Source organism: Methylolobus aquaticus, from assembly GCF_054172105.1.
In genome coordinates this window covers 330,839-348,575 of the sequence record NZ_JBSYXP010000006.1, presented here as the reverse complement: position 1 = coordinate 348,575, position 17,737 = coordinate 330,839, and the positions used below count along the sequence as shown (strand labels likewise).

Sequence of the window (17,737 nt, the reverse complement as noted above, 5' to 3'; positions counted from 1 at the left end):
ACGGGTTCGGTGGAGTTGCCGGAGGGTGTCGAGATGGTGATGCCGGGCGACAACATCAAGGTGCAGATCAAGTTGATTGCGCCGATTGCGATGGAAGAGGGCTTGCGCTTCGCGGTACGCGAAGGTGGCCGTACCGTCGGTGCCGGCGTCGTTTCGAAAGTTATCGAGTAGTCAGTCTGATGGCTAAGCAAAGAATTCGGATTCGTCTCAAGGCGTTCGATCATCGCTTGATCGACCAGTCCGCGAGTGAGATTGTCGAAACCGCGAAGCGGACCGGGGCTCAGGTGCTCGGCCCGATTCCGCTGCCGACGAAAATGGAGCGCTTTACGGTCTTGGTTTCGCCGCACGTCAACAAGGACGCGCGCGACCAGTACGAGCTCCGGACCCACAAGCGGCTGATGGATATCATCGAGCCGACCGACAAAACCGTCGATGCGCTGATGAAGCTGGACCTCGCGGCCGGTGTCGATGTCCAGATCCGGCTGAACTAACGGGAGTCAGGCGAAAATGGGTATCGGACTAATCGGAAAGAAGTGCGGTATGACTCGGATGTACCTGGAGGACGGTTCCGCCGTGTCTCTGTCGGTGGTGCATGTCGATCCGAACCGTGTTGTTCAGATCAAGACGCCGGATGTCGATGGCTACTCGGCCATACAGGTCACCACGGGTTCGCAGAAGCGCTCCCGGTTGACGAAGGCCGTGGCCGGGCACTATGCCAAGGCTGGCGTGGACGCGGGTGTGGGCCTGTTCGAGATTCGCGTGTCGGACGACGATCTCGGCAAGTTCTCCATCGGTGCGCAGTTGGGGGTGGACACCTTCGAGGCCGGGGCGTACGTGGATGTCCGCGGCCAGAGCATCGGCAAGGGGTTCGCAGGTGTCGTGAAGCGCCACAACTTTCGCACTCAGGATGCCACGCATGGCAACTCGCGGTCGCATCGTGCGCCGGGTTCCATCGGCCAGAATCAAAGCCCCGGGCGCGTGTTCAAAGGCAAACGCATGGCGGGCCATATGGGTGCCGAAACTGTGACCGTGCAGAATCTGAAGATTTGTTCGGTGGACGCCGAGCGGTCGTTGTTGTTGATCCAGGGTGCCATTCCCGGTGCCAAGGGCAGCCACGTCTACGTGCGCCCGGCCGTAAAGAAAGGATGAGCTTGCGATGAGTCTCGAAATTCCCGCTGCCGCCGGCAGTCGTTCCAGTGCCGTCAGTGTGTCGGCGGACATCTTCGGTCAGGAGTTCAATGAAGCCCTGGTGCACCAGACCGTCGTCTGGTACATGGCGGGCGGACGCTCCGGCACCAAGGCCCAGAAGACACGTGCGGAAGTGTCCGGCGGAGGCAAGAAGCCGTGGAAGCAGAAGGGCTCCGGGCGCGCACGCGCCGGTACCACGCGTAGCCCGCTGTGGCGCACAGGTGGCGTGACCTTCGCCGCAAGTCCGCGCAGCTACGAGCAGAAGCTCAACAAAAAGATGTTCAGAGCGGCGATGCGTTCCATCTTTTCCGAGTTGCTGCGTCAGGGGCGATTGGAAGCGCACGGTGAGATTCTGCCTGCGGAAGCCAAGACCCGATTGTTGTTGGCGGCGCTTGGTGATACAGCGGCGCGGTCGACCTTGATCATCACCGAGGCGTTCGATCGCAATCTCTATCTTGCGGCCCGCAACGTTCCTCATCTCGAGGTCACCACCAGCGATGCGTTGAGCCCGGTTGCGCTCGTGAACAGTGAGCGTGTGATCATCACCGAGGGTGCGGCGAAACGCATCGAGGCGGGGTTGGAATGAACCAGATCGATATCATTCGGGTGCTTCAGGCGCCGATCATTTCCGAGAAGAGCACGGCCTCTGCGGACCGCGAGAAGCGGTTCGTGTTTCGCGTGGTGAAGACGGCGACCAAGGGTCAAGTGAAAAAAGCGGTAGAACTGATGTTCGGTGTCGAGGTCGACTCGGTGCACGTGCTCACCGTCAAGGGAAAGACCAAGCGCTCCGGACGCAGCTTTGGTGTTCGGCCGGACTGGAAAAAGGCGTACGTAAAGCTCAAGCCCGGACACGATATCGAATTGTCGGTCGCTTGATCGGGAGTCCCCCGAGTCGCTACGAAAGTTAGGAAAAGAGTGTAGTTAATCATGGCCCTGATCAAGTCAAAACCCACATCGGCCGGCACGCGATTCCTCGTGCGGGTAAGAAGCCCCGAATTGCATAAGGGGGCTCCCCACGCGAGCCTCTTGGAGCGCCAGTGTAAAAAATCGGGTCGCAACAACCAGGGCCGTATTACCGCGCGCCACCAGGGTGGTGGTCACAAGCAGCACTACCGCGTGATCGATTTCAAGCGTGACAAACTGGACATTCCGGGGAAAGTCGAGCGGCTCGAATACGATCCGAATCGTACCGCGCACATCGCGCTGGTCCTCTACAAGGACGGTGAGCGTCGCTATGTAATCGCGCCCAAGGGTGTTTCAGCGGGCCACGAGATCATCTCGTCCGATCAGGCGCCGATTCGCGTCGGGAATTGCCTACCGATTCGCAATATTCCGGTCGGCACAATGATTCATTGCGTTGAGAGCAAGCCCGGTAAAGGCGCTCAGTTCGCGCGGAGCGCGGGCGCCTCGGTACAGCTGGTCGCGAAAGAGGGCGCCTATGCCACGCTGCGCATGCGCTCCAGCGAGATGCGTAAGGTGCTCGCGGAGTGCCGGGCCGTCATCGGTGAAGTTTCGAACTCCGAACATAGCCTCGCTTCGCTCGGCAAGGCCGGTGCGTCGCGTTGGCGTGGTGTTCGTCCGACGGTCCGCGGTGTGGCTATGAACCCGGTCGATCACCCGCATGGTGGTGGTGAAGGGCGAACGAGCGGCGGCCGCCATCCGGTGACGCCGTGGGGCATCCCGACGAAGGGGTATAAGACGCGGAACAGCAAGCGTACCGACCGCATGATCGTGCGGTCGAGGAAGCACAAATAAGGTAAAGAGGTAGTAGCCAGTGCCACGCTCCATCAAAAAGGGTCCGTTTGTCGACCACCATCTGATTCGCAAGGTCGAAGAGGTGTTGAAGGCCGGTAGCAAGAAGCCGATCAAGACCTGGTCGCGGCGTTCGATGGTTCTGCCGGAGATGATTGGTCTGACGCTTGCCGTGCATAACGGCAAGCAGCATGTCCCGGTCATGGTTACCGACAACATGGTTGGCCACAAGCTCGGCGAGTTCGCGCCTACGCGAACCTACCGCGGCCATCAGGCCGACAAGAAATCGAAATAGCGAGAGCGGATGACGTCGATGGAAGCGCTAGCGAAACTGAAACAGGTGCGGATCTCTCCGCAGAAATGCCGACTGGTGGCAGACCAGGTTCGGGGCCTGCCCGTGGGCAAGGCCATTGAGCTCCTGACCTTTCACCAGAAGAAAGCAGCCAAGATTCTTCGCAAGGTGTTGGAATCCGCTATCGCGAATGCCGAGCACAATGAGGGCGCCGATGTCGACGAGTTGCGTGTATCGGCCATCTACGTCGACGAGGGTCCGGTACTGAAGCGATTCATGCCGCGAGCGAAAGGTCGTGCAAACCAGATTCTGAAGCGCACGAGCCACATCACGATCAAGGTTGCAGAGGGTTAGAGGGCGCATTCATGGGACAGAAAGTTCATCCGACAGGAATCCGCCTCGGGTATATCAAGGACTGGACCTCGCGTTGGTATGCCAACTCGAAGAACTACTCGCAGTTTTTGAGTCAGGATCTTCGCGTACGCGAATTCCTGAAACGGAAATTGGCGCATGCTTCGGTCAGTCGGATTCAGATCAACCGACCCGCAAATAACGCGCAGATCACGATCCACACGGCGCGGCCGGGTATCGTGATCGGTAAGAAAGGCGAGGATATCGACTCCTTACGTCGGCAAGTGAGTGCCATGCTGGGTGCTCCGGTGCAAATCAGCGTCGAGGAAATCCGCAAGCCGGAACTGGATGCGCAGCTCGTTGCCGAAGGCGTTGCACAGCAGCTCGAGAAGCGAATCATGTTTCGGCGCGCGATGAAGCGTGCCGTGACGAACACGCTGCGCCTGGGCGCAGAGGGCGTGAAAATCAACGTCGCCGGTCGTCTTAACGGTGCCGAAATCGCGCGCAGCGAGTGGTACCGCGAGGGCCGCGTGCCGCTGCACACGTTCCGCGCCGACATCGACTACGGCTTCGCCGAAGCCCGCACGACCTACGGCGTCATCGGCGTGAAGGTGTGGATCTTCAAAGGCGAGATCTTCAACACCGCGCCGGAGCAGAAGGCGGCTCCTGCAGAATAATGAAACTGGGCACCGGTCATGTTGCAACCTAAGAGAACGAAATACCGAAAGCAGCACAAGGGGCGTAATACTGGGCTCGCGACGACTGGAAGCAAAGTCAGTTTCGGCGAGTACGGATTGAAGTCTCTGGATCGTGGGCGATTGACGGCGCGTCAGATCGAGGCTGCCCGTCGCTCGATTACGCGCCATGTTCGGCGCGGTGGCAAGATGTGGATCCGGGTTTTTCCGGACAAGCCGATCTCCAAAAAGCCTCTCGAGGTCAGAATGGGTAGCGGCAAGGGCAGTGTCGAGTACTGGGTGGCGGAGATTCAGCCGGGCACCATGCTTTACGAACTCGAGGGTGTCAGCGAGGAATTGGCGCGCGAGGCATTCCGTCTGGCGGCGGCCAAGTTGCCTCTGAAGACGACGTTTGCGGTCCGAACGGTGCTGTGATGAAAGTGAATGAGATTAGGGCGAAGTCCGCCGAAGAACTCAAGACGCAACTCCTGGACCTCCACAAAGAGCAGTTCAACCTGCGGATGCAAAAGGCTACGGGCCAGTTGTCTAAGCCCGACCAGTTGCAGAAGCTGCGGAAGGATATTGCCCGCATCAATATGGTGTTGGGTGAAATGGGAGTCAAGGCATGAGCGAAGTAGGCAAGACCGCCCGCGTGCTGGTGGGCAAGGTCGTCAGTAGCAAGATGGAGAAGACGGTTGTGGTCAAGGTGGAGCGCGTCGTCGCTCACCCGCTCTACGGCAAGTTCATCCGCCGCAGCAGCAAGGTACTTGCACACGACGGCGCCGGCGAGTGCCGGGAAGGCGACACCGTTCAGGTACAGTCGACGCGGCCGATTTCGAAGGGGAAGTCGTGGGTCGTCGAACGCGTGTTGGCGAAAGCTTCTTGATCGGAACGCAAACTCTCTTCGGAAGCGGACTACTAACATGATTCAAATGCAGACCTGCCTCAACGTTGCCGACAACAGCGGGGCGAAGGAAGTAATGTGCATCAAGGTGCTGGGCGGCTCGCATCGGCGTTATGCAAACATCGGCGACATTATCAAGGTGAGCGTTCGCGACGCCATCCCGCGTGGTCGTGTCAAGAAGGGCGAGGTCTATAACGCCGTAGTGGTTCGGACACGGAAGGGTGTCCGGCGCAGCGACGGCTCGCTGATCCGCTTCGACAACAACTCGGCGGTGCTACTGAACAACCAGCATCAACCGATAGGCACGCGTATCTTCGGCCCCGTGACGCGTGAACTGCGTTCGGAAAAGTTCATGAAGATCATCTCCCTGGCCCCTGAGGTTTTGTGAGGAGAGGGCAAAGAAATGCAAAAGATTAGAAAGGGTGATCAGGTCGTGGTCATCGCCGGCCGCGATAAAGGTAAGCGTGGCGTAGTGTTGGGAGTCGAGAGCGATGGTCGAGTGCTCGTCGAGGGTGTGAACCTCGTCAAAAAGCACCAGCGGCCGATTCCGAGCCGGGGTATCAACGGTGGAATCGTCGAGAAGCCTCTGCCCATCCAGGTGTCGAACATCGCGTTGTTCAATCCGGCCACCAACAAGCCCGAAAAGGTGGGCTTTCGCCTGCTTGCGGACGGGCGAAAGGTGCGTTACTTCAAGGCGACCAATGAGGTTGTCGATCTCTAGATCGGATATCCGAGCAATGGCAAGGCTACAAGACTATTACAGACAGACGATCGTCCCGGAGCTGCACAAGCGCTTCCAGTATCAGTCCGTGATGCAGGTGCCCCGGCTTGAGAAAATCACGCTGAACATGGGCGTGGGCGAAGCGGTCGCGGACAAGAAGATCCTGCAGAACGCCGTGGAAGACCTGCAGAAGATCTCGGGACAGCGTCCTATCGTCACCTATGCTCGGAAGTCGATCGCGGGTTTCAAGATCCGCGAGGGCATGCCGGTGGGCTGCAAGGTCACGCTGCGCCGCGAGCGCATGTATGAATTTCTCGACCGTCTGATCAGCGTGACAATTCCCCGTATTCGCGATTTTCGCGGGTTGAGCCCTAAGTCGTTTGATGGTCGCGGGAACTACTCGATGGGCGTGCGCGAACAGATCATCTTCCCGGAGATCGACTACGACAAGATCGATACCTTGCGCGGTTTGGATATCACCATCACGTCGTCGGCGAAGACCGACGCGGAAGCACGGGCTCTTCTGGAGCTGTTCCGCTTTCCGTTTCGTACCTAAGGGGTAACGCAGTGGCCAAAAAGTCAATGATTGCGCGGGAAGTGAAGCGACAGAAATGCGTCGCCAAGTACGCCCAGAAGCGGAAGGATCTTAAGGCGATCATCCAGAGTCCGCAGACGTCGGATGAAGCACGCGAAGTTGCGTTGAGCCAGTTGCAGCGTTTGCCCCGGGATGCCTCACCCAGCCGTATGCACAACCGCTGCAGCCTGACGGGGCGTCCGCACGGTTACTATCGGAAGTTCGGGCTCGGGCGCAATAAGCTCCGCGAATCTGTGATGCGCGGTGATGTGCCAGGCGTCGTCAAGGCGAGTTGGTAAACAGTGGCGATGACAAGTTTGGCTAACAGAGCCCGGAGACAGATATGAGCATGACAGATCCCCTGGCGGATATGTTGAATCGCATAGCCAACGCGCAGGCGGCCGGCAAGACCGAGGTGGCGATGCCCTCTTCGAAGCTCAAGGTTTCGGTAGCGCGTGTGTTGGAGTCAGAAGGCTACATTGGCGGTTTGCGCGTCGATGACACTGACGGGAAGCCCACGCTGACGATAAAGCTGAAGTATTTCAACGGTGCCCCCGTGATTGAAAGCGTGCGACGTGTCAGTACGCCAGGTCGCCGAATCTACCGTGGCAACGGGGAGATTCCGAAAGTGATGGGCGGGCTTGGCGTGGCGATCGTGTCGACGTCCCGCGGTGTCATGTCGGACCGGGAAGCGCGCGCAATCGGGCAGGGCGGCGAAGTCCTGTGCGTGGTCAGCTAAGAGCGGTGGTGTTGAAATGTCGAGAGTAGCAAAAAATCCGGTCAAGCTTCCGGCCGGCGTTGAGGTCGCGCTCAACGGCTCCGAACTTACCGTGAAGGGAAAGAAGGGCGTTTTGTCCCGGTCGATCCCGGCGGGCGTGCCGGTTCGAGTCGAAGGCGGAGAAGTGATCGTGACCGCTGATAAGTCCAACCAACAGTTGAACGCACTGGCGGGGACGACGCGGGCGAACATCGCCAACATGGTGACCGGCGTGAGCACGGGATTCGAGACGAAGTTGTCTCTGGTCGGCGTTGGCTATCGGGCTCAGGCAAAGGGCGACACGCTAAGCCTCACGTTGGGCTTCTCGCACCCGGTCGAGTATCGGGCGCCTGCGGGCATCGAACTCGAAACGCCGTCACAGACCGACATCATCGTTCGCGGTTGCGATCGTCAGCAAGTGGGGCAGGTTGCCGCAAATATTCGCGCATACCGCCCGCCTGAACCCTATAAGGGCAAGGGCGTCCGCTACAGCGACGAACAGATTGTCCGTAAAGAAGCCAAGAAGAAGTAGCGTAGGACGGAGCAATGGATAAGAAATCGGCGCGCCTCAAACGAGCCGCAAAGACAAGAATGACGATACGACGCACAGGCCAGACGCGCTTGAGCGTGCATCGGACTCCGCGCCATATCTACGCACAGATCTTCAGTGCGGACGGCGCAAACGTCATCGCTAGCGCATCGACCCTTGAGGTCACGCTCCGTGAAGGCTTGAGCGGCACGGGCAACCAGGATGCGGCCAAGGCGGTCGGCAAAAGCATCGCGGAAAAGGCGCTGGCGCTCGGTGTATCCGAGGTCGCATTTGACCGTTCGGGGTTCCGCTATCATGGCCGTGTGAAGGCACTTGCCGATGCGGCGCGTGAAGCAGGTCTGAAATTTTAGGATCGAGACATGGCAAGCAACGTAAGCGTACAGACCGCGAATCCGGAAGGACTCTCGGAAAAGCTGGTTGACGTGCGTCGCGTGACCAAGGTGGTCAAGGGCGGACGGCAATTCGGATTCACCGCCCTGACTGTGGTCGGCGACGGCAACGGCAAGGTGGGATACGGGCTGAGCAAGGCCCGTGAAGTCCCGGTTGCCATTCAGAAATCCATGGAGCAGGCGCGCAAGAACATGCGTCAGGTGTGTCTCAAGGGCGACACGCTGCACTACGCCGTGACCGCTTCGAGCGGCGCTGCAAAGGTGTATATGCAGCCGGCTTCAGAGGGCACCGGGATCATCGCCGGCGGTGCGATGAGGGCCGTTTTCGAGGTTGTTGGGATTCACAATGTACTGGCGAAGTGCATCGGGACCAACAACCCCATCAACGTCGTGGCTGCGACCATCCAGGGTCTCACGCAGATCAAGGATCCGAAGCAGATGGCAGCGAAACGCGGCAAAACGCTGGACGAAGTTCTGGGGGCGAAATGAGCACCAAGCAACTCCGAGTCACGCTCGTAAAGAGCAAGCACGGTCGCCTGCGCAGCCATCAGGCCTGCGTTAGCGGTTTGGGTATCCGGCGCATACACCAGACCATTTTGGTCAACGACACGCCGGAGAACCGCGGGATGGTTAATCGTATCTCGTACATGCTGAAAGTCGAGGAAGCCTGATCATGTTTCTGAACACCATCAGCCCAGCCCCGGGCAGCCGCCAAGAAAAACGTCGCTTGGGGCGAGGGATCGGTTCGGGCCTCGGCAAGACGAGCGGCAAGGGACACAAAGGCCAGAAGGCGCGTGCGGGTGGCTTCCACAAGGTCGGTTTCGAGGGCGGCCAGATGCCTCTCCAGCGCCGGCTGCCAAAAGTTGGTTTCCGGTCACTGAAGAAACGTTATGTGGCCGAGGTGACGCTGCGGAGTCTGAACGGGCTCCCGCAGGAAGATATTGATTTGGCTGTCTTGAAGGCGGCGGGCCTCGTCCCGGCTCACACGCTGCGCGTGAAAGCGATCGTGAAGGGCGAGATCGAGCGGCGGATCGTGTTGAAAGGGATCCACGCCAGCGCGGGTGCTCGAGAAAAAATCGAGGCCTGTGGCGGGCGAGTGGAAGACTAAAGCAATAACAACAAGGCGGGCTGGGCGTGGCTACGACAGGTCTCGGAGATCAACTGGGTAAATTGACGGAGTTGCGGCAGCGACTGCTGTTCGTGCTGGGCGCGCTATTCGTCTACCGAGTCGGAGCGCACATCCCGATTCCCGGGGTGGATCCGAAGGCACTCGCCGCTCTATTCTCGCAGCAGGGTGGCTTCCTGGACATGGTTAACATGTTCTCGGGCGGTGCCTTCAAACGGTTGAGCATTTTTGCTCTCGGCATCATGCCATACATCTCGGCGTCGATCATCATTCAGTTGATGACCGTCGTGGTGCCGCAGCTGGAGCAGATAAAGAAGGAAGGAGAATCCGGGCGTCGCCGGCTCAACCAGTACACGCGATACGGAACCGTCGGGCTGGCCAGTTTCCAGGCGATCGGTGTCGGGCTCGCGCTGCAGAATCAAACCGCCGCGGGATCATCGGTCGTGATTGCGCCTGGATTTCACTTTCTCTTCGTCACGGCCGTTTCGCTCGTCGCCGGAACGGTATTCCTGATGTGGTTGGGTGAGCAAGTCACCGAGCGGGGGATCGGGAATGGGATCTCGATCATCATCTTTTCTGGCATCGTTGCCGGTTTGCCGTCAGCGATCGGGGGTACGCTCGAACTCGCGCGCACCGGTGAAATGGGGCCGATGAGTATCGTATTGCTCTTCGCGTTGGCGTTGGCCGTGACGGCGTTGGTGGTTTTCGTCGAGCGAGGGCAACGACGGATCACGATCAACTATGCGAAGCGTCAGGAAGGGCGTCGGATGTATGCCGCGCACAAGAGCTTCCTGCCGTTGAAGCTGAATATGTCTGGTGTCATCCCGCCGATTTTCGCGTCTAGCATCATTCTGTTTCCGACGACCATCGCGGGTTGGTTTGGCAGTAGCGAAAACTTATCCTGGCTTCAGGATGTTGCCACAGCACTGTCGCCGGGCCAGCCGCTCTACGTGTTCTGTTACGCCGCTGCGATCATCTTCTTTTGCTTCTTCTACGCGGCGCTGGTCTTCAATACTAACGAGACGGCGGACAATTTAAAGAAGTCTGGGGCCTTCGTGCCTGGCATACGGCCTGGTCAACAGACAGCGCAATACATCGACAGCGTAATGACGCGTTTGACGCTGATCGGCGCGATGTACATCACAGCGGTGTGCTTGTTGCCGGAGTTCCTGATCGTGTACTGGAATGTGCCGTTCTACTTTGGTGGTACGTCGCTGTTGATCATCGTGGTCGTGGTCATGGATTTCATGTCACAGATCCAGACCTACATCATCTCGCATCAGTACGAAGGGCTTCTGAAGAAGTCCAACATCAAAATTAAATGACGATCGGCAGTCTGCCGGCGACCGGAGGGCATAAGTCATGAAAGTAAGAGCTTCCGTAAAGAAGATCTGCCGCAACTGTAAAGTTTTGAAGCGGAAGGGCACTGTCCGCATCATTTGTAAGGATGCGCGGCACAAGCAGCGCCAAGGCTGATTATTGGTCTTTGCGTTAAACAGTGATATGATTCGCGATTCACTTAAACGGGCCAGTATAGCTGGAGAAGGAAAATGGCACGAATTGCCGGCGTAAACATACCGGACCATAAACACGTGGTGATCTCGCTGCGTTCCATCTACGGAGTCGGGGCTACACGCGCCGGGGTCATCTGCGAGCGCGCCGGGATCGATCCCGCCGCCAAGGTCAAGACGCTCAACGACGAACAGATCGATCGGTTGCGCGAAGAAGTGGGTCGGTTCGTCGTTGAGGGTGACCTTCGGCGCGAGACCTCGATGAACATTAAGCGGCTGATGGATTTGAGCTGCTTCCGCGGGCTTCGTCATCGTCGCGGTCTGCCCGTTCGCGGTCAACGCACTCGGACCAACGCACGCACCCGCAAGGGGCCGCGCCGGCCCATTCGTAAGTAAGGTCTGGCTCAGAGGTTTCGGACAGAAATGGCAACAGGTCGCTCGACAAAAAAGATCAAGAAGGACATCAGTGATGGCATCGCGCATATCAGCGCGTCCTTCAACAACACGATCATCACGATCACGGACCGAAAAGGCAATGCGCTCTCTTGGGCCAGTGCCGGGGCTTCGGGCTTTCGCGGCTCTCGGAAGAGCACGCCATTCGCGGCGCAGGTTGCCGCTGAGAAGGCGGGCAACATCGCGAAGGAATACGGCATGCGCAACCTCGATGTTCGCATAACCGGCCCGGGTCCGGGTCGCGAGTCCGCGGTGCGGTCGCTCAACGCGCTTGGTTTCAAGATCACCAACATCGTCGACACGACTCCCATCCCTCATAACGGTTGCCGGCCGCCCAAGAAGCGGCGTGTCTGAATACGGAGCTGTGTAAATGGCAAGATATATTGGTCCCAAGTGCAAGCTGAGCCGCCGCGAAGGCAGCGATCTGTTCCACAAGTCGCGTGGCAAGTCGCTAGAGTCCAAATGCAAGCTCGATCAGCCTCCTGGGCAACATGGCCAGAAGCGTGCGCGGCTGACGGATTACGCTGCCCAGTTGCGGGCTAAGCAAAAGCTGCGTCGCATCTACGGCGTGTTGGAACGTCAGTTTCGCGGCTACTACCAGGAAGCTTCGCGCCGCAAGGGCTCGACAGGTGAAAACCTCCTCAGCATCCTGGAATGCCGGCTCGACAATGTCGTCTATCGCATGGGCTTTGCGTCGACCCGAGCGGAGGCGCGGCAGTTGGTCAGCCACAAGGCGGTTTGTGTCAACGAGAGCGTCTTGAACATCCCGTCCTACCTGGTGAAGAGCGGTGATGTGATCACCATCCGCGAGCGCGCCAAGGCGCAGCAGCGGATCAAGGATGCACTCCAGGTCACGGAACAGTACGGGTTTCCGTCCTGGGTCGATGTGGATGTAACCCAGATGAAGGGTACTTTCCGGATGCCTCCGGAGCGCGCGGAACTTGGCTCGGACATCAACGAGCAGTTGGTTGTCGAACTCTACTCCAAGTAATTACCTCCCCTCGGAAGCGTCTATGCAGAATCTTGCTGATTTGATAAGACCGCGACTGATAAGCGTCAGTCCTATCGAAAGCCACAGTGCGCGCATCGTCATCGAGCCGCTGGAGCGGGGCTTCGGTCATACGCTCGGCAATGCACTGCGCAGGGTGCTCTTGTCCTCCATCCCAGGATGTGCAGTCACCGAGGCGGCTATCGATGGCGTGCTGCATGAGTACGCCTTCATTGACGGCGTGCAGGAAGATGTGATCGACATTCTTCTCAACCTGAAGGACTTGTCGATTAAGTCGCATGGCGACGAGGCGAGTCTGCGATTGGAAAAGACAGGGCCTGGCGTCGTGCTGGCATCGGACATCGCTCTCACGCATGACGTCGAGATCATCAATCCGGATTTGGTGATTGCCCACCTGACAAGCCCCGTGAAGCTCTCGATGGCGCTGCGCGTACAGAAGGGGCGGGGCTATCAATCGGTCGCGTCCCGCTTGGTGGAGAGTGAGGCACCGATCGGTACGTTACATCTGGATGCTTGGTTCAGCCCGATCAAAAAGGTGTCATATTTGGTCGAGAGCGCGCGTGTTGAACAGCGCACCGACCTGGACCGCCTGGTGATCGAGATCGAGACCAACGGCACGGTCGATCCGGAGGAGGCGGTCCGCGATGCGGCGTCGATACTGAATCAGCATCTTTCGGTGCTGCTGGATCTCAATACGGAGATGGTCTCGAAGGTGGATCATCCGCCGACGCATTTTGATCCATTGCTCATGCGCCCAGTGGACGATCTCGAGTTGACGGTACGCTCTGCGAACTGCCTGAAGGCGGAAAACATCTTCTATATCGGTGACCTGATACAGCGCACCGAAGTTGATTTGTTGCGGACTCCAAACCTCGGCAAGAAGTCGTTGATGGAAATCAAGGACGTGCTTGCGACGAAGGGTCTGCAACTGGGTATGCGCTTAGAGAATTGGCCCCCCGAGGGGCTCAAGCGGCCAGGACAGTGAGCATCCGGTTGCGTGCGCGACCCTGAACACACTAAACAATAAGCTCGTAGGACAATTCCATGCGTCACCGTAAAGCCGGTCGAAAATTCAACATCGACAGCTCTCACCGCAGCGCGCTATTCCGGAACATGGTCAATTCCCTGTTCCAGGTTGAAATGATTCAGACGACCCTGCCTAAGGCCAAGGAATTGCGTCGTTATGCGGAGCCCTTGATCACACTGTCGAAGCGCAATGACAGCGTGGCCGGTCGGCGGCTAGCATTTGCGCGCATGCGTGATCGCGCTGCCGTAACCAAACTGTTTGACGAACTGGCACCGCGCTACAAGGATCGTCCAGGCGGGTATCTGCGTATCATCAAGTGCGGTTATCGTCCGGGCGACAACGCCCCGATGGCCTACGTAGAGTTGGTGGATCGCACTGTAGACACCTGACGGTGCAGGCCGCGGCGCAGCTCAAGTCGGCGCGGCCGTACCCCCGTAGTTTTGGACGCCGGACGTCATGTCTCGGCGTTCGTCCCTTCCCACGGGCACGATCGCGTGCCTGCCTTCACCCGTCCGTGGTGCCTAAACGGGCCGCGTTCCGACTCGCACACTGTGGTGGGTGAGCTTCCGGCATGACAGATTCCATCTCTGGGCCCGCCGCCGCACCGATCCTCCCTGACTTCGCAACGATTCCCGCTAGCATACAAGCTCGGGCCACAGAAAACTGGTCGGCCTTCCTGAAGCAGTACGGCGGCTTGGATTCGGTCCCGCAAGCGATCACCGATTCCGTCGTACTCGTGTGGTCCGCAAGTCCGTTCGTGATGCAATGGTGTTTGCGGGAGCCGGAGTGGCTCGCAGCAGCGGACACGGCCCAACGGCTGCTTAGGCCCACGTGCCTTGCGGCGTACCGTGAGTTGCTGAGGTCGGCACTGTCGTCCTGCTCCAACGAGGCGGACCTCGGGCCCGTCCTGCGGCGCTTCCGGATGCGGGAGATGGTGCGCCTGGCCTGGCGGGACATCGCAGGATTGGCCGACATCGATGCGACGCTACGCGAGACCTCCGAACTCGCGGAAGCCATCGTCTCCGAAGCGCTCGCCGTCCTTTTTGATCGCGCTTGCAAGGCAACCGGCACACCGCTTAACCCGGAAGGCGACGTGCAGCCGTTGTGCGTGGTCGGTATGGGCAAACTCGGGGCCTGGGAACTCAACTTTTCCTCGGATATCGACCTGATCTTCCTCTTTCGCAGCGAGGGAGCCTTTCCGGACCGGCGGGCAACGAGCTATTCGGAATTCTACACGCGCCTGGGTCGTCGCCTCATTCAGCTCCTTGACGAAACGACCGATGCGGGCTTCGTATTCCGCGTCGACATGCGCCTGCGGCCTTTCGGGGACAGCGGGCCACTGGTCATGAGTTTCGATGCGCTAGAGCTTTATTTCCAGACACAGGCGCGTGAATGGGAACGCTACGCGATGGTCAAGGCGCGTGTCATCGCGGGCGATTCGGTGTCGACGCGACAACTTGAAGCGTTGATTGAGTCCTTCGTCTACCGCAGGTATCTGGACTACCGGGCGTTCGGGGAACTGCGGGATCTCAAACAGAAGATCCTTACGGAGGTTCTGCGGCGCGATCGCCAGGAGAACATAAAGCTGGGTCTGGGCGGGATACGGGAAATCGAATTCGTAGCTCAGGTCTTCCAGTTGATTCGAGGAGGTCATGAACGCGGCTTGCGCGACCGTCGTGTCATTCAGACTCTGGCCGCGCTGGCGCGGCAGGGCCACCTGCCGGAAGCGGTGGTCCGTAAGCTGACGGAATCTTATCGATTCCTGCGCACGATCGAGAATCGGCTGCAGGAGTATCAAGATCAGCAGACCCACGACTTGCCGCAGGGGCCGGACCGTCAGGCGCTTCTGGCGTGGTCGCTCGGCTATGTGGATTGGCCCGCGCTAAAGGCTCGGGTCGATGACTTGCGGCGTCAGACGCACGAGGTCTTCGAGCAAGTGATGGCGGCGCCACATACCGAAGGGGAGGAGCAGGTCTATTGCGTCGGCGGGGAGTTACCATCCACTGCGTGGCTGGAGGCAATAGGATTTCCGGATCCGGAGCGGGCGTGGCGGTTGCTTGAGGATTTTGAGCACGCGCGCCCGGTGAAACGCCTGACGAGCCGCGGGGCTGCCGACCTCAATCGGGTGATGCCGCTGATTTTGCGGGCGGTCGCTACGAGTCTCGATCCCGAGTTGGCTTTAGGGCGCCTGCTGCGACTCCTTGAGTCCATCGCGTCGCGCAGCGTCTACTTCGCGCTATTGGCGGAAAACCCCCTGGCCTTGTCGCAACTCGTCAGGTTCGCCGTTGCAAGCCCCTGGATCATCCAACATATTACCCAGTTTCCGGTATTACTGGACGAGTTACTGGATCCCCGGGCGCTCTATCGTCCGTTGAGCCGCTCGGAACTGGCGGCAGAACTTCAAGAGAAACTCAGCCTGGTCGATTTGGGCGATGCCGAACAGCGAATGGTGGCATTCCGTGAATTCAAGCAGGCGAACATTTTGCGCGTGGCGGCGACCGACATCATGGGCGTGACGCCTCTCATGGTGGTCAGCGATTATCTGAGCTACCTCGCCGAGACCCTGGTGGAAGGCGTGCTGCGGGAGGCGTGGCGCATGACCGCTGGCCGGCATGGTGGGCCGCCCGGTTCGGCCGGTCCCGAAGACCTGCGTGGTTTTGGCGTCGTGGCCTATGGCAAGCTCGGGGGCCTGGAGTTGGGGTATGGTTCGGACCTCGATTTGGTCTTTCTCCACAACGCCCCGGATGTTACGACGTTGACCGAGGGCTCCAGTCCGGTGACGCTGGCCGAGTTCTATGCGCGGGTCGCCAAGCGTCTGGTCTCCCTGATGACCACACAGACGCACGCCGGTGCCTTGTATGAGATCGATCTGCGTTTGAGACCTAGCGGGAATTCCGGATTGCTCGTGAGCAGTCTGGAGGCGTACGAAACTTATCAGCGCGAGTCGGCGTGGACTTGGGAGCAGCAATCCCTAGTGCGGGCGCGCTTCATCGCGGGGGACGCGGCCGTGGGCGAGCGTTTTTCCGATATCCGGCGCGACACGCTGGCATGCCCGCGTGACAAGACGACGCTGCGCGCCGAGGTCGTGGAAATGCGCGAGAAGATGCGTCAGCACCTGCTCGTTGTTGATTCGCAGGTCTTTGATTTGAAACAGGGGGTTGGCGGTATTGCGGACATCGAGTTTATTGTACAATTTGGAGTCCTAGCTAATGCTGCCGCCGCCCCTGCGATCACGCGGTGGACCGATGTGGTTCGCCTGCTCGATGCCTTGCGGGATGTGAATTTCCTCTCGCCCGAAGACGCGGAGACGCTCCGAAACGTCTACTGCCACTATCGCGCCCAGGGTCACCGCTGCGCCTTGCGGGAAGAACCCGCGCTGGTTCCGCGCTGCGAGAATGCTGCCGAAAGGGCCGCTATTCAGCGGATATGGCAACGCATTATGCAAGATTAGTGACGCTTCACGATTAATTTCCCATGCAGGAGTGAGTCCATGGCGATGGAGGATAGAGACGGTGTGATCTGGCTGGACGGCGAATGGATCGATTGGCGCGACGCCAAAGTCCACGTGCTGACCCACACACTGCATTACGGGTGCGGCGTTTTCGAGGGTCTCCGGGCCTACCAGACCGACCGCGGCGCGGCGATCTTTCGGTTGCGTGACCATACTGATCGCTTGTTCCGCTCGGCACACATCATGGCGATGTCCATGCCCTATGACAGGGACACGCTCAACCGCATTCAGTGCGAAGCAGTCACCCGCAATCGGTTGGCGAGCGCCTACATTCGCCCGATGTGTTTCCTGGGCAGCGAAGGCATGGGGCTGCATGCGAGCAACCTGAAGGTCCATGTGATGGTTGCCGCCTGGGAGTGGGGCAGCTACCTCGGTGCGGAGAACATGACCCGGGGCATCCGCGTGCGCACCTCGTCTTTTACGCGCAGCCACGTCAACAGTGCCATGCTGAAGGCCAAGGCGAATGGCAACTACCTGAACTCGATCCTGGCGGTTAAGGAGGCAGTTGCAGCCGGGTGCGACGAAGCCCTGTTGTTGGACCACGAAGGCTTCGTCGCCGAGGGTAGCGGTGAGAATATCTTCATCGTACGGAATGGCTGCCTGTACACGCCGGATCTGACATCGGCCCTGGAAGGAATCACGCGCGAGACGATCATGACGCTCGCCGCTGATCTGGGTATCGAGGTGCGCGAAAAGCGCATCACGCGGGATGAGGTCTATGTTGCGGATGAAGCGTTCTTCACGGGTACGGCTGCCGAAGTGACGCCGATACGCGAAGTGGACTCTCGCAGCATTGGTCCTTATGGTGGTCGTGGGCCTATCACTGAAAAGCTGCAGTCGCTTTATTTTTCGTACGTGCATGGGAAACAGGCGGAGCGTACGGAATGGCTGAGCTATGTCGACCGCATAGCTGATTGACCCCGGGCGGTGCGGGTTGCGGCCATCGCT

General features: G+C 59.2%; 31 protein-coding genes. All 31 read left to right on the top strand.

The annotated features are described in order from the left end of the window. Positions 1–171 (top strand): EF-Tu C-terminal domain-related protein (locus ACW73L_RS10840; protein ID WP_498921912.1); only part of this gene is annotated, 171 nt, incomplete at its 5' end. Between the two features lie 8 nt (positions 172–179). Next, entirely contained in the window at positions 180–491 is a 312-nt protein-coding gene (gene rpsJ, locus ACW73L_RS10835; protein WP_139556296.1) for a 30S ribosomal protein S10, read from the top strand. Positions 492–507: 16 nt separating this feature from the next. Then, entirely contained in the window at positions 508–1,149 is a 642-nt protein-coding gene (rplC, locus tag ACW73L_RS10830; protein ID WP_498921903.1) for a 50S ribosomal protein L3, read from the top strand. 7 nt (positions 1,150–1,156) lie between these two features. Continuing rightward, on the top strand, positions 1,157–1,774 hold the full coding sequence (rplD, locus tag ACW73L_RS10825) for a 50S ribosomal protein L4 (protein WP_498921902.1): 618 nt from the start codon (positions 1,157–1,159) through the stop codon (positions 1,772–1,774). Beyond that, positions 1,771–2,064 carry a 50S ribosomal protein L23 gene (gene rplW, locus ACW73L_RS10820; RefSeq protein WP_498921901.1) on the top strand — a complete coding sequence of 98 codons (294 nt, stop codon included), beginning with the start codon at positions 1,771–1,773 and terminating at the stop codon, positions 2,062–2,064. The genes rplD and rplW overlap by 4 nt, the downstream gene beginning before the upstream one ends. A gap of 51 nt (positions 2,065–2,115) precedes the next feature. After that, positions 2,116–2,943: a 50S ribosomal protein L2 gene (gene rplB, locus ACW73L_RS10815; RefSeq protein ID WP_139556300.1), complete on the top strand. Its 828-nt coding sequence runs from the start codon at positions 2,116–2,118 to the stop codon at positions 2,941–2,943. 19 nt (positions 2,944–2,962) lie between these two features. Beyond that, the gene (gene rpsS, locus ACW73L_RS10810; RefSeq protein WP_139556301.1) at positions 2,963–3,235 is read left to right on the top strand and encodes a 30S ribosomal protein S19; all 273 of its coding nucleotides are present in this window, start codon (positions 2,963–2,965) and stop codon (positions 3,233–3,235) included. Between the two features lie 18 nt (positions 3,236–3,253). Further along, complete coding sequence (gene rplV, locus ACW73L_RS10805; protein ID WP_139556302.1) at positions 3,254–3,586, top strand: 50S ribosomal protein L22; 333 nt, start codon at positions 3,254–3,256, stop codon at positions 3,584–3,586. Between the two features lie 11 nt (positions 3,587–3,597). Continuing rightward, a complete protein-coding gene (gene rpsC / locus ACW73L_RS10800; RefSeq protein WP_139556303.1) occupies positions 3,598–4,260 on the top strand; it encodes a 30S ribosomal protein S3 in 663 nt (220 codons plus the stop codon). 18 nt (positions 4,261–4,278) lie between these two features. Further along, positions 4,279–4,692 carry a 50S ribosomal protein L16 gene (gene rplP / locus ACW73L_RS10795; protein ID WP_139556304.1) on the top strand — a complete coding sequence of 138 codons (414 nt, stop codon included), beginning with the start codon at positions 4,279–4,281 and terminating at the stop codon, positions 4,690–4,692. Beyond that, complete coding sequence (gene rpmC, locus ACW73L_RS10790; protein WP_139556305.1) at positions 4,692–4,886, top strand: 50S ribosomal protein L29; 195 nt, start codon at positions 4,692–4,694, stop codon at positions 4,884–4,886. The genes rplP and rpmC overlap by 1 nt, the downstream gene beginning before the upstream one ends. Continuing rightward, positions 4,883–5,143, top strand: coding sequence for a 30S ribosomal protein S17 (gene rpsQ, locus ACW73L_RS10785; protein ID WP_498921900.1), 261 nt, complete (start codon positions 4,883–4,885; stop codon positions 5,141–5,143). Before rpmC ends, rpsQ begins: the two co-directional genes overlap by 4 nt. Positions 5,144–5,180: 37 nt before the next feature. Further along, complete coding sequence (gene rplN, locus ACW73L_RS10780) at positions 5,181–5,549, top strand: 50S ribosomal protein L14 (protein WP_139556307.1); 369 nt, start codon at positions 5,181–5,183, stop codon at positions 5,547–5,549. 15 nt (positions 5,550–5,564) lie between these two features. Then, positions 5,565–5,882: a 50S ribosomal protein L24 gene (rplX, locus tag ACW73L_RS10775; RefSeq protein WP_498921899.1), complete on the top strand. Its 318-nt coding sequence runs from the start codon at positions 5,565–5,567 to the stop codon at positions 5,880–5,882. 16 nt (positions 5,883–5,898) lie between these two features. Beyond that, the gene (rplE, locus tag ACW73L_RS10770) at positions 5,899–6,438 is read left to right on the top strand and encodes a 50S ribosomal protein L5 (protein WP_139556309.1); all 540 of its coding nucleotides are present in this window, start codon (positions 5,899–5,901) and stop codon (positions 6,436–6,438) included. Positions 6,439–6,449: 11 nt separating this feature from the next. Then, complete coding sequence (gene rpsN, locus ACW73L_RS10765; protein WP_139556310.1) at positions 6,450–6,755, top strand: 30S ribosomal protein S14; 306 nt, start codon at positions 6,450–6,452, stop codon at positions 6,753–6,755. Between the two features lie 44 nt (positions 6,756–6,799). Then, complete coding sequence (gene rpsH / locus ACW73L_RS10760; RefSeq protein WP_498921898.1) at positions 6,800–7,195, top strand: 30S ribosomal protein S8; 396 nt, start codon at positions 6,800–6,802, stop codon at positions 7,193–7,195. Between the two features lie 16 nt (positions 7,196–7,211). Next, a complete protein-coding gene (rplF, locus tag ACW73L_RS10755) occupies positions 7,212–7,745 on the top strand; it encodes a 50S ribosomal protein L6 (RefSeq protein ID WP_498921897.1) in 534 nt (177 codons plus the stop codon). A gap of 14 nt (positions 7,746–7,759) precedes the next feature. Continuing rightward, complete coding sequence (gene rplR, locus ACW73L_RS10750; RefSeq protein WP_139556313.1) at positions 7,760–8,113, top strand: 50S ribosomal protein L18; 354 nt, start codon at positions 7,760–7,762, stop codon at positions 8,111–8,113. 9 nt (positions 8,114–8,122) lie between these two features. Further along, positions 8,123–8,641, top strand: coding sequence for a 30S ribosomal protein S5 (gene rpsE / locus ACW73L_RS10745; RefSeq protein WP_139556314.1), 519 nt, complete (start codon positions 8,123–8,125; stop codon positions 8,639–8,641). Then, the gene (gene rpmD, locus ACW73L_RS10740) at positions 8,638–8,823 is read left to right on the top strand and encodes a 50S ribosomal protein L30 (RefSeq protein WP_498921896.1); all 186 of its coding nucleotides are present in this window, start codon (positions 8,638–8,640) and stop codon (positions 8,821–8,823) included. The genes rpsE and rpmD overlap by 4 nt, the downstream gene beginning before the upstream one ends. A gap of 2 nt (positions 8,824–8,825) precedes the next feature. Continuing rightward, on the top strand, positions 8,826–9,260 hold the full coding sequence (gene rplO / locus ACW73L_RS10735) for a 50S ribosomal protein L15 (RefSeq protein WP_498921895.1): 435 nt from the start codon (positions 8,826–8,828) through the stop codon (positions 9,258–9,260). A 26-nt stretch (positions 9,261–9,286) separates the two neighbouring features. After that, a complete protein-coding gene (secY, locus tag ACW73L_RS10730) occupies positions 9,287–10,603 on the top strand; it encodes a preprotein translocase subunit SecY (RefSeq protein WP_498921894.1) in 1,317 nt (438 codons plus the stop codon). Positions 10,604–10,640: 37 nt separating this feature from the next. Next, positions 10,641–10,754 carry a 50S ribosomal protein L36 gene (rpmJ, locus tag ACW73L_RS10725; protein WP_082054193.1) on the top strand — a complete coding sequence of 38 codons (114 nt, stop codon included), beginning with the start codon at positions 10,641–10,643 and terminating at the stop codon, positions 10,752–10,754. A gap of 74 nt (positions 10,755–10,828) precedes the next feature. Continuing rightward, positions 10,829–11,185, top strand: coding sequence for a 30S ribosomal protein S13 (gene rpsM, locus ACW73L_RS10720; RefSeq protein WP_139556318.1), 357 nt, complete (start codon positions 10,829–10,831; stop codon positions 11,183–11,185). Positions 11,186–11,212: 27 nt separating this feature from the next. Continuing rightward, positions 11,213–11,596 (top strand): 30S ribosomal protein S11, encoded by a 384-nt coding sequence (gene rpsK / locus ACW73L_RS10715; protein WP_139556319.1) that lies wholly within the window; start codon positions 11,213–11,215, stop codon positions 11,594–11,596. 16 nt (positions 11,597–11,612) lie between these two features. After that, complete coding sequence (gene rpsD, locus ACW73L_RS10710) at positions 11,613–12,233, top strand: 30S ribosomal protein S4 (protein ID WP_498921893.1); 621 nt, start codon at positions 11,613–11,615, stop codon at positions 12,231–12,233. Positions 12,234–12,255: 22 nt separating this feature from the next. Further along, the gene (locus tag ACW73L_RS10705) at positions 12,256–13,236 is read left to right on the top strand and encodes a DNA-directed RNA polymerase subunit alpha (protein WP_498921892.1); all 981 of its coding nucleotides are present in this window, start codon (positions 12,256–12,258) and stop codon (positions 13,234–13,236) included. A gap of 59 nt (positions 13,237–13,295) precedes the next feature. Next, entirely contained in the window at positions 13,296–13,667 is a 372-nt protein-coding gene (gene rplQ, locus ACW73L_RS10700) for a 50S ribosomal protein L17 (RefSeq protein WP_498921891.1), read from the top strand. A 182-nt stretch (positions 13,668–13,849) separates the two neighbouring features. After that, complete coding sequence (gene glnE, locus ACW73L_RS10695; protein WP_498921890.1) at positions 13,850–16,729, top strand: bifunctional [glutamate--ammonia ligase]-adenylyl-L-tyrosine phosphorylase/[glutamate--ammonia-ligase] adenylyltransferase; 2,880 nt, start codon at positions 13,850–13,852, stop codon at positions 16,727–16,729. Positions 16,730–16,768: 39 nt separating this feature from the next. After that, complete coding sequence (locus ACW73L_RS10690; RefSeq protein WP_498921889.1) at positions 16,769–17,707, top strand: branched-chain amino acid transaminase; 939 nt, start codon at positions 16,769–16,771, stop codon at positions 17,705–17,707. Positions 17,708–17,737: the final 30 nt, after the last annotated feature.